At 62.4% G+C, this 13,406-nt stretch carries 10 protein-coding genes, 2 pseudogenes and 1 riboswitch; of the genes and pseudogenes, 5 read left to right on the top strand and 7 right to left on the bottom strand.

Going from position 1 to position 13,406, the window contains the following annotated elements:
• Positions 1–66: 66 nt before the first annotated feature.
• Positions 67–1,955, bottom strand: a pseudogene (gene thiC, locus IQK56_RS11530) (phosphomethylpyrimidine synthase ThiC).
• Between the two features lie 148 nt (positions 1,956–2,103).
• Positions 2,104–2,209, bottom strand: a riboswitch (TPP riboswitch).
• Positions 2,210–2,405: 196 nt separating this feature from the next.
• Here thiC and IQK56_RS11535 point away from each other — a divergent pair.
• On the top strand, positions 2,406–3,845 hold the full coding sequence (locus tag IQK56_RS11535) for a TolC family outer membrane protein (RefSeq protein WP_122305497.1): 1,440 nt from the start codon (positions 2,406–2,408) through the stop codon (positions 3,843–3,845).
• 27 nt (positions 3,846–3,872) lie between these two features.
• Here the strand turns inward: IQK56_RS11535 and waaA are convergent, their stop codons facing one another.
• Both waaA and IQK56_RS11545 read right to left on the bottom strand, forming a co-directional pair.
• Entirely contained in the window at positions 3,873–5,150 is a 1,278-nt protein-coding gene (gene waaA / locus IQK56_RS11540; protein WP_193862118.1) for a lipid IV(A) 3-deoxy-D-manno-octulosonic acid transferase, read from the bottom strand.
• A gap of 23 nt (positions 5,151–5,173) precedes the next feature.
• Complete coding sequence (locus IQK56_RS11545; protein ID WP_122305499.1) at positions 5,174–6,064, bottom strand: LysR family transcriptional regulator; 891 nt, start codon at positions 6,062–6,064, stop codon at positions 5,174–5,176.
• Between the two features lie 97 nt (positions 6,065–6,161).
• Between IQK56_RS11545 and IQK56_RS11550 the strand changes: the two genes are divergently transcribed.
• From IQK56_RS11550 to IQK56_RS11565, 4 genes and pseudogenes are all read left to right on the top strand, one after another.
• Positions 6,162–6,497, top strand: a complete 336-nt coding sequence (locus IQK56_RS11550) for a DMT family transporter (protein ID WP_003236297.1) — start codon at positions 6,162–6,164, stop codon at positions 6,495–6,497.
• A gap of 99 nt (positions 6,498–6,596) precedes the next feature.
• On the top strand, positions 6,597–7,772 hold the full coding sequence (locus IQK56_RS11555) for an NAD(P)/FAD-dependent oxidoreductase (protein ID WP_193901702.1): 1,176 nt from the start codon (positions 6,597–6,599) through the stop codon (positions 7,770–7,772).
• Entirely contained in the window at positions 7,769–8,581 is an 813-nt protein-coding gene (locus IQK56_RS11560) for an aldo/keto reductase (protein WP_150760885.1), read from the top strand. Before IQK56_RS11555 ends, IQK56_RS11560 begins: the two co-directional genes overlap by 4 nt.
• 41 nt (positions 8,582–8,622) lie before the next feature.
• Positions 8,623–9,581: pseudogene (locus IQK56_RS11565) on the top strand (metal ABC transporter ATPase).
• Between the two features lie 55 nt (positions 9,582–9,636).
• Here IQK56_RS11565 and IQK56_RS11570 read toward each other — a convergent pair.
• From IQK56_RS11570 to IQK56_RS11585, 4 genes are all read right to left on the bottom strand, one after another.
• On the bottom strand, positions 9,637–10,572 hold the full coding sequence (locus IQK56_RS11570; protein ID WP_193862117.1) for an NAD-dependent epimerase/dehydratase family protein: 936 nt from the start codon (positions 10,570–10,572) through the stop codon (positions 9,637–9,639).
• Entirely contained in the window at positions 10,565–11,989 is a 1,425-nt protein-coding gene (gene hldE, locus IQK56_RS11575) for a bifunctional D-glycero-beta-D-manno-heptose-7-phosphate kinase/D-glycero-beta-D-manno-heptose 1-phosphate adenylyltransferase HldE (protein ID WP_193901703.1), read from the bottom strand. The genes IQK56_RS11570 and hldE overlap by 8 nt, the downstream gene beginning before the upstream one ends.
• Positions 11,990–12,092: 103 nt before the next feature.
• A complete protein-coding gene (cysC, locus tag IQK56_RS11580; protein ID WP_193862116.1) occupies positions 12,093–12,701 on the bottom strand; it encodes an adenylyl-sulfate kinase in 609 nt (202 codons plus the stop codon).
• Complete coding sequence (locus IQK56_RS11585) at positions 12,694–13,398, bottom strand: sulfotransferase family 2 domain-containing protein (RefSeq protein WP_193862115.1); 705 nt, start codon at positions 13,396–13,398, stop codon at positions 12,694–12,696. Before IQK56_RS11585 ends, cysC begins: the two co-directional genes overlap by 8 nt.
• Positions 13,399–13,406 lie beyond the last annotated feature (8 nt).

Below are 13,406 nucleotides of genomic sequence, written 5' to 3' on the forward strand. Positions count from 1 at the left end.
TGTGGGAGGGGCTTGTCGAGTCGTCGCACCGCCCCGATGAGGCCCTTACAGGCACCTAAAATCTGATCAGACCTTCTTGTACAGCTGACTCCCTTCCTGCTTGAACCGCTCCGCCTGCTCCGCCAACCCCTTGGCCACATCCACATCCACCGCTTCAATGCGCTGGTTGGCCGCGTATTCACGCACTTCCTGGGTGATTTTCATCGAGCAGAACTTCGGCCCGCACATCGAGCAGAAATGCGCGACCTTGGCCGAGTCCTTCGGCAGGGTTTCGTCGTGATAAGAACGTGCGGTGTCCGGGTCCAGGCCGAGGTTGAACTGGTCTTCCCAGCGGAACTCGAAGCGCGCCTTGCTCAGGGCGTTGTCGCGGATCTGCGCGCCGGGGTGGCCTTTGGCAAGGTCAGCCGCGTGGGCAGCGATCTTGTAGGTGATGATCCCGGTCTTCACGTCATCCTTGTTCGGCAGGCCCAGGTGTTCCTTGGGCGTGACGTAGCACAGCATGGCGCAGCCGAACCAGCCGATCATCGCCGCACCGATGCCAGAGGTGATGTGGTCGTAACCCGGCGCGATGTCGGTGGTCAGCGGGCCGAGGGTGTAGAACGGCGCCTCGTCGCAGCATTCGAGCTGCTTGTCCATGTTCTCCTTGATCAACTGCATCGGCACGTGGCCGGGGCCTTCGATCATGGTTTGCACGTCGTGCTTCCAGGCGGTCTTGGTCAGCTCGCCGAGGGTTTCCAGTTCGCCGAACTGCGCGGCGTCATTGGCGTCGGCAATCGAGCCGGGGCGCAGACCGTCGCCGAGGGAGAAGCTGACGTCATAGGCCTTCATGATTTCGCAGATTTCGTCGAAATGCGTGTAGGTGAAGTTCTCCTTGTGGTGCGCCAGGCACCACTTGGCCATGATCGAACCGCCACGGGACACGATGCCGGTGACGCGCTTGGCAGTCAGCGGCACGTAGCGCAGCAAAACGCCGGCGTGGATGGTGAAGTAGTCGACGCCCTGCTCGGCCTGCTCGATCAGCGTGTCGCGGAACAGCTCCCAGGTCAGGTCTTCGGCGGCGCCACCGACTTTTTCCAGGGCCTGGTAGATCGGCACGGTGCCGATGGGCACGGGCGAATTGCGGATGATCCACTCGCGGGTTTCGTGGATGTGCTTGCCGGTGGACAGGTCCATCACCGTGTCCGAACCCCAGCGAATGCCCCAGGTGAGTTTCGCCACTTCTTCTTCGATGGACGAACCCAGGGCGCTGTTGCCGATGTTGCCGTTGATCTTCACCAGGAAGTTGCGACCGATGATCATCGGCTCCAGCTCGGTGTGGTTGATGTTGGCCGGGATGATTGCGCGGCCACGGGCGATTTCTTCGCGCACAAACTCGGGGGTGATGATTTTCGGCACGCTGGCGCCGAAGCTGTGGCCCGCGTGTTGCTGGTCCAGCAGGCCACTGGCGCGGGCCTCTTCAAGCTTCATGTTTTCGCGGATGGCGACGTATTCCATCTCGGCGGTGATGATGCCTTTGCGTGCGTAGTGCATCTGGGTGACGTTCGCACCGGCCTTGGCGCGGCGCGGGTTCTTCACGTGGGCAAAGCGCAATGCGGTCAGTTCGGCGTCGCTGAGCCGTTGCTGGCCGAAGTGCGAGCTCAGGCCGGACAGGCGCTCGGTGTCGCCGCGCACTTCGATCCACGGCGAGCGCACATCGCCCAGGCCTTTGCGCACGTCGATGATCACATTGGGGTCGGTGTACGGCCCGGAGGTGTCATAGACCACCACGGGGGCGTTGATTTCACCGCCGAAATCGGTGGGCGTCACGTCCAGGCTGATCTCACGCATCGGCACACGAATGTCCGGGCGCGTGCCCTGCACGTAGATTTTTGCGAGCGGGTAAACGGCTGCACAGAGCCGGAGTCGACCTTGGCCGATTCACTCAAGTGCACAGTATTTTTTAGTTTTGTCGTCATCACGGGCTCTCCAACTATCCAGGCGGTGGATTTTTGTCGGAGCGAACCTGTGACGGATGGACGCACTGAAACCAGTGCTGTGCTTGGCGCACGAGGACTGTTCGATTGTCGAACAGCATCCCGGACGAAGCACAAGAGGACTCGCCGGGTGACGAGAAATCTTGTTCCCTACGCAGGCGCTAACCTGATCAGGTTCAACGGGATCCGGTATTTACCGATCTCAGCCTTCCAACAAGGCACCCCGACAAGAACGCGGCCAGTCTAGACCATGCCGTGGGCAAATTGCCAACAGTGGAGCATTCAGCGTGATGAATGGCGCAATTACAGGATTGTTGTGCCGGGGTCGCACCACTACACTCGGGTGCTGCCTCAAGGCTTGACGCCAGGATTGGCCAGCCGTAGCCTTGAGCGCTAAATTATCATCGTAATATTCACACTAGGGATCGCCTCATGCTGCGCAAACTTTCACTGGCTGTTGCCGTGTCTTGTGCGACCAACGGAATGGTCTGGGCAGCTGAAGCGCCCTTGTCTGCCAGAACCGATCTGGTCAGCGTCTATCAGGAAGCGGTGGATAACAACGCCGACCTGGCTGCCGCCCGCGCCCAATACGGTGCGCAAAAAGAAGTGGTGCCCCAGGCCCGCGCCGGGTTGCTGCCGAACCTGTCGGCCGGTGCCGATATCAACAACGTGCGCACCCAGATCGACACGCCGGCAGCCACCGCCAACCGCGATGCCCATTCCTGGCGCGCAACCCTGAGCCAGCCGCTGTTCCGCGCCGACCGCTGGTTCCAGCTGCAAGCCGCCGAGGCCGTCAACGAGCAGGCCGCATTGCAACTGTCGGCCACCGAACAGAACCTGATCCTGCAAAGCGCCGAAAACTACTTCGCCGTGCTGCGCGCCCAGGACAACCTGGCCTCCACCAAGGCCGAAGAGAATGCCTTCAAGCGCCAACTGGACCAGTCCAACGAGCGCTTCGACGTGGGCCTGTCGGACAAGACCGACGTGCTGCAATCCCAAGCCAGCTACGACACCGCTCGCGCCAACCGCATCCTGGCCCAGCGCCAGGTGGATGACGCCTTTGAAGCGCTGATCACCCTGACCAACCGCCAGTACAACTCGATCCAGGGCATCGTGCACACGTTGCCGGTGTTGCCGCCGCTGCCGAACGACGCCAAGGCGTGGGTCGAAACCGCTGGCCGCCAGAACCTCAACCTGCTGGCCAGCAACTACGCCGTCACCGCCGCCGAAGAAACCCTCAAGCAGCGCAAGGCCGGCCACGCGCCGACCCTGGATGCGGTGGCGCAGTACGAAAAAGGCGATAACGACGCCCTCGGCTTCAGCAACCCAAATGCCTTCGGCACGCCGTATCGCGGTGATGTCGAGCAACGCACCATCGGCCTGCGCCTGAGCATCCCGCTGTACAGCGGCGGCCTGACCAGCTCGCAGGTGCGTGAGTCGTACTCGCGCCTGGGCCAGACCGAGCAGCAGCGCGAAGGCCTGCGCCGCCAGGTGGTGGAAAATACGCGCAACCTGCACCGCGCCGTGAACACCGATGTGGAACAGGTGCAGGCGCGCCGCCAGTCGATCATCTCCAACCAGAGCGCAGTGGAAGCCACGGAAATCGGTTACCAGGTGGGTACGCGCAATATCGTCGACGTGCTCGACTCACAGCGCCAGCTCTACTCGTCGGTGCGCAACTACAACAACAGCCGCTACGACTACATCCTCGACAACCTGCGCCTGAAGCAGGCAGCGGGCACCTTGAACCCAGGGGATTTGCAGGACCTGGCGCGTTACCTGAAGGCGGACTACAACCCGGATAAAGACTTCCTGCCGCCGGACCTGGCCAAGGCAGCCGCCGAGCAACTCAAGGCCCGACCGGGTTATTGAAAACACCACATTTGGCTCATGGTTGAGTCAGCGGGTGATCAGTCTGGCCAACCCATCCAGCAAGCGCTTCAGCGCGCCCTGGTTGGCCTGCATCACCTTGAGCCCCGCCTGCGCCATCCGGTGCGCATCCTGCGGCAGTTCGAACAGCTGCCGCACGGCTTCGGCCAACCCTTGCGCGTCATCCACCTCACGCAACGCACCCGCTTCGCGCATCATCGCGGTGATTTCGAGGAAGTTGAATACATGCGGCCCCATGATCACCGGCTTCGCCAGCGCCGCCGGCTCCAGCGGATTGTGCCCGCCGGTCGCCACCAGGCTGCCGCCGACGAAGGCGCTGTCGGCCAGGGCGTAGAGAAACAGCAACTCGCCCATGGTATCGCCGAGCAACACTGAGGTGTGTGCACTGACGGGCTCGCCGGTGGAACGGCGCACCGTGGCAAACCCTTGCTGCTTGCACAGCTCGAACATCGGGCCAAAACGCTCTTGATGACGCGGCACCAGAATCAGTAATGCGTTGGGATAGTGGCTGAGCAACTGCCGGTGAGCCGCCAACACCACCTCATCTTCACCTTCGTGAGTACTGGCGGCGATCCACACCGGACGCTCGCTGGCGCCCCATTGCTCGCGCAACGCGGCCGCTCGCTCCAGCAATTGCGGGTCGATGGTCAGGTCGAACTTGATCGAACCGGTCACCTCTACGCTTTCCGGCCGCGCGCCCAGGCTCAAGAAGCGTTGGGCTTCGGTGTGCGTCTGCACAGCAAACAAACTCATTTCAGCCAGCATCGGCGCCGTCAGCTTGGCGAAGCGCCCATAACCCTTGGCCGAACGGGCCGACAGCCGCGCATTGGCCAGGGCCACCGGAATACCGCGCTGGGCGCAGGCGTGGATATGGTTGGGCCACAGCTCGGTTTCCATGATCACCGCGAGCCTGGGCTGCACGCGATCGAGAAAACGCTTGGCCGCGCACGGCAAGTCATAGGGCAAATAGCAGTGCTGGATGCGCGGCTCGTTGGCGAACAACGCCTGGATCCGCTCGGAACCGGTGGGCGTCATGCAGGTGACGGTGATCGGCAGCTGTGGATAACGTTCCAGCAGCCCGCGGATCATCGGCGCGGCGGCAATGCTTTCGCCCACGGACACGGCATGCACCCAGATCCCGCCCGGTTTCATCACCGGCAAGCCATAGGAGAAGCGCTCGCCCACGCGCTTGGCGTAGGCTGGCGCCTTGCGGGCGCGCAGCCACAGACGTAAAGCCACCAACGGCAGCGCCAGGTAAAACAGACAGCTGTAGAGAGTTCTATTCATGGCGGCGGAGTTTATCCACTTTTTCAATCAATCGCCCGCAGGCACTCGGCAAAACGTTCGGCGAGGAAACGTGCCGCAGGCCCGAGGTGCTCGTCGCGGCGCCATACCAGCTCCACCACCAGGGCCGGCGGCGTCCACTCGCTGTCCAACTCAACCATTTGTTGCTGATAAGTCGGATATTGCACGATGTGCCGCGGCAGCCAGGCCCAACCCAGGCCACTCATCAGCCATTCGGCCAATACGTAGAAACTGTCGGCGCGCCACACCAGCGGGCTGGCGGCTTCGCTGCCGGGATAGACACTGGTCTGCGTCGACATCAGCAACTGCCGGTACTGGGCCAGGCGCTGGCACGTCACGTACCCGTCCTTGGCCAGCGGGTGGTTCACGCCGCAGACCGTGACCATTTCCACACTGCCCACCACGCGCCGCTCAAGGGCCTCGGGAATCTGGTCGTGATAGAACAGCAGGCCCAGGTCTGCCTTGCGCTCCACCAATTTGCGCGCCACGTCGCCTTGGGCGGCACTGGACAGCTGCACTTCCAGCAACGGGTATTGCACCGCCAGTGCCTCAAGGCTGTCGAGCACCGGCTGGAACAGCATCGCCTCGTCCTGAGCCAGGCGCAGGCAGGCTTCTTCACCACGGGTCAGCGACAGCGCCCGGCCGTTGAGCCGCTCACATTGACGCAGCACTTCGCGCGCTTCTTCCAGCAACACACTGCCGGCTGCCGTCAGGCGCGGCTGGCGGCCACTGCTACGCTCAAACAGGCTCACGCTCAGGTCTGCCTCCAGCAGTGCAATTGCATTGCTCACCGCCGATTGCGCCTTGCGCTGCCCGCGCGCCACGGCCGAAAACGAACGCTGCTCGGCGACGTCGACAAACAGGCGCATCTGTTCCAAATTCCACTGCATGGCCAACCCATCTCCAAATCGGATAGGTAATGACTTTACCCCATCTGGCAAAGCTCTAGAATGCCGACCTTATCAAGTGCGCTGCACACCGAGGATTGACGCCATGAACCCTGCCTACTATTACCTGGCTATCGCCATTTGCTCGGAAGTGATTGCTACCGTCTCGATGAAAGCCATCAAGGGCTGGAGCACGCCGATCCCGTTGCTGCTGGTGATCGTCGGCTACGGCGTGGCCTTCTGGATGCTGACGCTGGTGGTACGCACGGTGCCGGTGGGCGTGGCCTACGCCGTGTGGGCCGGGATGGGCATCGTGATGGTCAGTATCGCGGCGCTGTTTATCTACGGGCAGAAGCTGGATGTCCCGGCGATGCTGGGGATGGGCTTGATTGTGCTGGGCGTGGTGGTTATCCAGTTGTTCTCGAAAACCGCCGGGCATTAAGCACGCAACATTCGCAGCCTCGCTAAAGCGCGACAGCGCCTACGGTGTGCATGGTTTGAGAATGTATACTTGCGGCCTTGTTCAGAAATGAGGTCGCCCATGCCATCCGTTATATCCACCGACGTTCTGATTGTCGGCGCCGGGGTTGCCGGCCTCTGGCTGAATGCGCGTCTGCGCCGCGAGGGGTTTTCCACGGTGGTGGTGGAAAGTGCCACGTTGGGTGGCGGGCAAAGCCTGAAGTCCCAGGGGATCATTCATGGCGGGGCGAAATACGCCCTGCACGGCGCCCTTACCGGCGCCTCCGAAGCGATAGCCGATATGCCGCGCCGCTGGCGTGAAGCCTTGGCGGGCCACGGTGAGCTGGACCTGTCCGGCGTGCGCTTGCTGTCCGAAGCCCATTACCTGTGGTCCCCCGGCACGATCGCCGGCAACCTCACCAGCTTTTTCGCCAGCAAGGCCGTGCGTGGTCGTGTCGATCAGGTCAAGGGCGACGACCTGCCACCGGCACTGCAAGACCGCCGCTTCAAAGGCAAGGTGTATCGCCTGGCCGAGTTGGTGGTGGATGTGCCAAGCCTGATCGACCGCCTCGCGCAATTGGCCGGTGACGGCTTGCTTGCAGGGCAACAGATCGACCCGCTTTACGAAGGCAACAAACTGGTGGGTTTGAAGGTCGATGGCCGCGAGATCCGCGCCCAGCGCATCGTCCTGAGCGCCGGTGGCGGCACCGCTGAACTCCTGGCAGCGCTGGGCCTGAGCAACCCGGCCATGCAAAAGCGCCCGTTGCACATGATCATTGCCAAAGGCCCCGGCCTGAAGCCGCTGTACGCCCACTGCCTGGGCGGCGGCACCAAGCCGCGTATCACCGTGACCACCCACCCGGCTGCCGATGGCAACTGGGTGTGGTACATGGGCGGCGATATTGCCGAGGCCGACGGCGTGGCGCGCACGGCCGAAGAACAAATCGCCACCGCCCAGAAAGAACTCGCACAATTGCTGCCCTGGATCGACATGAGCCAGACCCGCTGGGCCACTCTGCGCGTGGACCGTGCCGAGCCGCTGCAATCAGGCCTGAGCCGCCCCGACAATGCCTTTGTCGCCGAAGACGGTCGCCTGCTGGTGGGATGGCCGACCAAACTGGCCTTGGCGCCAGACTTCGCCGATCGGGTGATCAACAGTCTCGAACGTGACGGTATCCGCCCGAGCGCCTCCGAGCCACTGCCGGAGCTGCCTAAACCCGCCCTCGGCGTACCGGCCTGGGAGCAACTGCTGCCATGAGCCTACCCACCTTGCACGACCTGCATCGCCCTTTGGGCAGCACCGGCATTCTGGTCTCGCCGCTGGGCCTGGGCACCGTCAAGCTCGGCCGCGACCAGGGTGTGAAATACCCCAACGGCTTCCAGATTCCGGATGACGATGAAGCGCGGATGCTCCTGCGCCAGGCCCGTCAGTTGGGCATCAACCTGATCGACACCGCACCGGCCTATGGGCGCAGCGAAGAACGCTTGGGGCCGCTGTTACGCGGCCAGCGCAAGGATTGGGTGATCGTCAGCAAGGTCGGCGAAGAGTTCGAAAATGGCGTCTCGCAGCACGACTTCAGTGCTGCCCACACCCGGCTGTCCATTGAGCGCAGCTTGAAACGACTTGAAACGGATTTTATCGACCTGGTGCTGGTGCACTCCGATGGCAACGACCTGCACATCCTCAACGACTGCGAGGTTTACCAGACTCTGGCGGAGCTGAAAAAAGAGGGCAAGATTCGCGGCTTCGGCTTCTCCGGCAAAACCGTCGAAGGCGGTTTGAAGGCTCTGGAACAGGGTGATTGCGCGATGGTCACCTACAATCTGAACGAACAGGCCGAGAAAGCCGTCATTGAATATGCGGCGGCCCAGGGCAAGGGCATCCTGGTCAAAAAGGCGCTGGCCAGCGGCCATGTTTGCCTTGAGCCTGGAATGGATCCAATACATGCGAGTTTCATGCTGTTGTTTGCGCAAACCGGCGTCGCCAGTGCTATTGTCGGGACCATTAATCCGCTGCACCTGGCCCATAACGTGGCGACCGCTGCCAAGGTCATTCGTCAACTCTGATGCCGCCCACGCGGCCGACCCCGTCGCAAAAAGGAGCCGACATGCCGCGAACGCTCATAAGAAAAAACCCCAGCAACTTTAAAACACTGCCGCTGCACGTCGAAGCCACCCCCGAAGGCCTGAGCTACCAGAGCGTGGGCATGCCGCTCAACTTCGCCCAGACCCTGCAACGGCGCAAGCCGGTGGAGGTGGCAGACCCGGAACGTTTCGCACTCGAACTGGCCAACCTCGGCGTCTCGGTACGCCTGACCCTGCACTGGCAAAACCGCGATTACTGGGTGCTGGTGCGCCAGCGTCGCCAGGACCGTGGTGACGTGGTGCTCAAGCTGATCTCCGGCTATGTCCCGGCCCACGAACTGAACCTGCCGCTGCATACCGCCATCCAGGAAATTGCCGAAGAATGCCTGCTGGAAACGCCCGAAGGCTGGCTCGGCGGGCGCTTCAACGACACCTGGCTACCCGCGCCCTACTCCGCCGCCCTGCATTACCGCGAAGCGCTGCCGTTTCGCCTCAGCCCGCTGTCCGGCGCGCGCGACCGGTGCGTTGCGCCACCACCCAGTTGATCGAACGCCCACGGGCCTATGTGCATTTGCCCACGGCGTCGCTGCAATTGATCTACGACCTGCGCCTGGAAGTGCCGAAGGAAGCCAAGTCCCTGAGCCTGTTCCATGTAGACGAGCGCCTGGAGGGCGACCAACTGGTGGCACGCTTGGATCGCAAACGTCCTGACCTGTACCTGATGCCACTCAAGGACGGCCAGCCCCTTCCCGAGCTGTACACCGTGAAGAAAGACCAGCTGTACCCGGCCAGTACGCGGGGTTTGTACCTGGCAGAAAGCTTCGCCAAGCAGGAAGGCTGGCTGGTGCGTGAAGAGCGCATTCGCTGGAAGGATTGGCTGCGCCAGCAAGGCCTGGCGGAGCCGGAGAAAGAATCGAAGCTGAAGGGATTGGCGCGGCGCGTGCTGCGCAAGATCGTGCCGAAGAAGAAAGCCAAGGGCTGAGTGAGCTGCAATCTAAATGTGGGAGGGGCAAGCCCCCTCCCACAATTGGTAGCGTTTAGCCGTTGATCAGTCGTTGCAGGCCGACTTTCAGCGGGGTCGGTTCGGGCAATTTGAAACTCGCCAACAACCGCTGGTTATTCGCCCGCGAATGGCGGATATCCCCTGACCGCGCAGGCCCGTAGGTCACAGCCGGCAAACTGCCCACCGCTTCTTCCAACGCCTGCAACACTTGCTTGAGGGTGGTGGTGCGGTTCCAGCCCACGTTGATCGCACCCAACGGCGCGTCCGGCGCTTCGATGGCCTGCACCAAAACATCCACCAGGTCTTCCACGTACATGAAGTCGCGGGTCTGCTCGCCATCGCCAAACACGGCAATCGGCAAACCCTGCTGGGCACGTTCGCTGAAGATACTGATCACGCCGGAGTAAGGCGACGACGGGTCCTGGCGCGGACCGAAGATATTGAAGAAGCGGAATATCACCGGCTCCAGGCCATGCTGGCGGCGATAGAAATCAAAGTACTGCTCGCCGGCCAGCTTGTCGGACGCGTAAGGCGTCAACGGTGCCTTGGTGGTCTCTTCGTCAATCGAAGCACCCTCGCCGTTGTTGCCATACACCGCCGCACTGGAGGCAAACACCACACGCTTGACCCCTGCCTGACGCATGGCTTCGCAGACATTCAGGGTGCCGACGAAGTTGCTCTGGTGCGTACTCACCGGATCATCTACCGAGGCCTGCACGGACGCCACTGCCGCCAGGTGCACCACCGCCGTCGCGCCAACAGCGGCACGCGCCACCAGCGCTGCATCGGCGACATCCCCTTCGAGCAACTCGACACGCGGGTCGCCCAGCGGCAGGTTGCTGCGTTTGCCGGTGGACAGGTTGTCCAGCACACGCACTGCGTAGCCTTTGGCAAGCAAGGCATCGACGAGATGCGAGCCAATAAAGCCCGCGCCCCCCGTGATCAGGACCATCGGATCAGCCTTACTCATTGTTGCGAATCTTCTCGACAATCGCCGTGGTCGAGCTGTTCTCAACCAGGCCGAGTACTTTGACCGTGCCGCCGTAGGCGCTGACGATATCGGCACCGACCACCTGGTCGACGGAATAGTCGCCGCCCTTGACCAGCACGTCCGGTTTGACCTGGGCCAGCAGGTTTTCCGGGGTCGCTTCAGGGAAGCTGATCACCCAGTCCACTGCACCCAAGCCGGCCAGTACGGCCATACGCCGGTCGACGCTGTTGATCGGACGGCCAGGGCCCTTCAGACGGCTGACCGAAGCGTCGTCGTTGACCGCGACGATCAGGCGATCGCCTTGGGCGCGGGCCTGCTCCAGGTAAGTCACGTGGCCGGCGTGCAGGATGTCGAAGCAGCCGTTGGTGAACACAATGCTTTCGTTGTGCGCACGCGCATCGTCAATCGCCAGCAGCAGTTGCTCGATGGTCAGCACTCCGCGCTCCGAGCCCTCGGAGCGCTGGATGGCACGGCGCAGTTCAGGTGCGCTGATGGCCGCCGTACCCAACTTGCCGACCACGATGCCCGCCGCCAGATTGGCCAGGGCCACGGCGTGGGGCAGTTCTTCGCCGGCCGCAATGGAGGCAGCCAGGGTGGAAATCACGGTGTCGCCGGCGCCAGTGACGTCGAACACTTCACGGGCCCGCGCCGGCAGGTGCATCGCCGGGTGGCCGGGACGCAGCAGGGTCATGCCGTGCTCGCCACGGGTCACCAGCAAGGCGCCGAGGTCGAGATTGGCCATGAGCGCCGCGCCTTTGGTGACCAGTTCGTGCTCGTCGACGCAACCGCCGACGATGGCTTCGAACTCGCTGAGGTTCGGCGTGATCAGGCTGGCGCCCCGATAAATCGAGAAGTCCTTGCCCTTGGGATCGGCCAGCACCGGAATACCCTTGGCCTTGGCGGCCTGGATCAGCATCTGGTGGTTCTTCAACGCGCCTTTGCCGTAGTCGGACAGCACCAGCACCTTGACGCCTTCGAGCAATTCGTCGACCTGGCCGCTGAGGGCCAAAGCGTCGGTGGCGAAGGGTTCTTCAAAATCGATACGCAGCAATTGCTGGTGACGGCTCATGACCCGCAGCTTGACGATGGTCGGCTGATGGGCGATGCGCTGGAACAGCGCACGCACGCCGGCACCGCGCAGGCTGTTGGCCAGGCTGTCGGCGGCTTCGTCGTCGCCGGTCACACCCACCAGGGAGGCCGGGGCGCCGAGAGCGGCAATATTGAGGGCAACGTTGGCAGCGCCACCTGGACGGTCTTCGATTTGCTCGACCTTGACTACCGGTACCGGCGCCTCAGGGGAAATCCGTGAGGTACCACCATGCCAGTAACGGTCGAGCATGACATCGCCGACCACCAAGACAGGGGCTTGATCGAATCGCGGCATGGACAACTTCATGGAGCAACCCACATACAAAATGAACAGGGGCGCGATATTAGCACAGGGTGAGCGCCGCCTAGTTCGAGAGCTTTATCCGCACGGCATCACGCGCCAAAACTGGTTAATTTTTAAACAAAATCGCGAGAATGCGCTCTACGGCTTCGCCCAATTCGACCTCATCGGTGTTGATTTCGCAGTCGGCCTGCTGAGGCGCCTCGTAGGGGCTGTCCAAACCGGTGAACGCTTTGATACGCCCGTCCAGCGCCGCGCGGTACAACCCTTTGGGGTCACGCCGCGCACATACGTCGAACGGCGTGCTGACGTAAACCTCAAAGAACTGCCCAGGCTCGAACAGCGCCCTGGCGGTCGCCCGGTCGACGCTGAACGGCGAGATGGCTGACACAATCACAATCAATCCCGCGTCCACCATCAACCGCGCCACTTCACCGATGCGCCGGATATTTTCCTTGCGCGCCGCATCGCTCATGCCCAGGTCATTGCACAGGCCCGAGCGCAAATTATCGCCATCGAGCACAAAGGTGTGGCGCCCCTGCTCATTGAGTTGCACCTCAAGGGCATTGGCCAGGGTCGACTTGCCGGACCCGGACAACCCCGTCAACCACAGGCAGCACGGCTGTTGATGCTTGAGCGCCGCCCGTGCGGCCACCGACAACGACAAGGCAAAAGGACGGATGGCAGCGGCGTCTCTGGCCAGCGACTGCTTATTCATAACCCAACACCTCGTAATCACGCTGATAGGCGCGCTTGACCAAACGGCGCGTGCGCACGGAGCAAAACGCTCTCACCGGCTCGCTTCGCCGCCCCAGTGAAACATTCAGATGTGGCAGGGATGAGGTCACGCCAAGGCGCTCGCACAGGTGCTGGAAATCGTGCTCCAGGGATTCCTGGCGCCCGAGGAAATCCATGGCCATTTGGCCCAGGTGATCGACCAGAAAGTCGGTCTGGGGCGCGAAATGCAGTTGGCGCCGCAGGTTGTCCGGGTGCAGCCAGCCGGCCACAAAATGGTCGAAGTCGCGGTAGTTGCTGACCAGCGCCTGGGCTTGCAGATCGCGGGCGCCCATGTGGTTACTGCGCAGGTAGTTGTAGGCCGAGTAGGCACGCTCCAGCGGATCACGCACGAAGGCGAATTTGAAACTGCGCTCGCAGTGTTCGGGAAACTGCTGCTCATACCAGTAATACGGCAGGTGCCCCGGCCAGCGCCCATCGAGAAGTGCCGAGCACACGCTGCTGCCGGCGCATTTGGGCACATGGATAAACACACAGTTGTGCCGTTCGAAAGCCGGATTGAGGGTGGTCACCCCAGACAGGGATTTATTGACTGCCTGGCGATCCACCACCGACAAACGCCCCAGCAAGAACACCCTCTGGGGTTTGGGAAGCAGTTTCCACAACAGACGTTGCAACATTCCATTAC

It is taken from the genome of Pseudomonas cyclaminis, assembly GCF_015163715.1.
GTDB lineage: Bacteria > Pseudomonadota > Gammaproteobacteria > Pseudomonadales > Pseudomonadaceae > Aquipseudomonas > Aquipseudomonas cyclaminis.

Bases quoted from the DNA above. Each gene is read 5' to 3' on its own strand.
- cysC (WP_193862116.1), bottom strand. From the start codon at position 12,701: ATGAATAAGCAGTCGCTGGCCAGAGACGCCGCTGCCATCCGTCCTTTT.
- IQK56_RS11585 (WP_193862115.1), bottom strand. From the start codon at position 13,398: ATGTTGCAACGTCTGTTGTGGAAACTGCTTCCCAAACCCCAGAGGGTG.
- waaA (WP_193862118.1), bottom strand. From the start codon at position 5,150: ATGAATAGAACTCTCTACAGCTGTCTGTTTTACCTGGCGCTGCCGTTG.
- IQK56_RS11550 (WP_003236297.1), top strand. From the start codon at position 6,162: ATGAACCCTGCCTACTATTACCTGGCTATCGCCATTTGCTCGGAAGTG.
- IQK56_RS11570 (WP_193862117.1), bottom strand. From the start codon at position 10,572: ATGAGTAAGGCTGATCCGATGGTCCTGATCACGGGGGGCGCGGGCTTT.
- IQK56_RS11535 (WP_122305497.1), top strand. From the start codon at position 2,406: ATGCTGCGCAAACTTTCACTGGCTGTTGCCGTGTCTTGTGCGACCAAC.
- IQK56_RS11555 (WP_193901702.1), top strand. From the start codon at position 6,597: ATGCCATCCGTTATATCCACCGACGTTCTGATTGTCGGCGCCGGGGTT.
- hldE (WP_193901703.1), bottom strand. From the start codon at position 11,989: ATGAAGTTGTCCATGCCGCGATTCGATCAAGCCCCTGTCTTGGTGGTC.
- IQK56_RS11560 (WP_150760885.1), top strand. From the start codon at position 7,769: ATGAGCCTACCCACCTTGCACGACCTGCATCGCCCTTTGGGCAGCACC.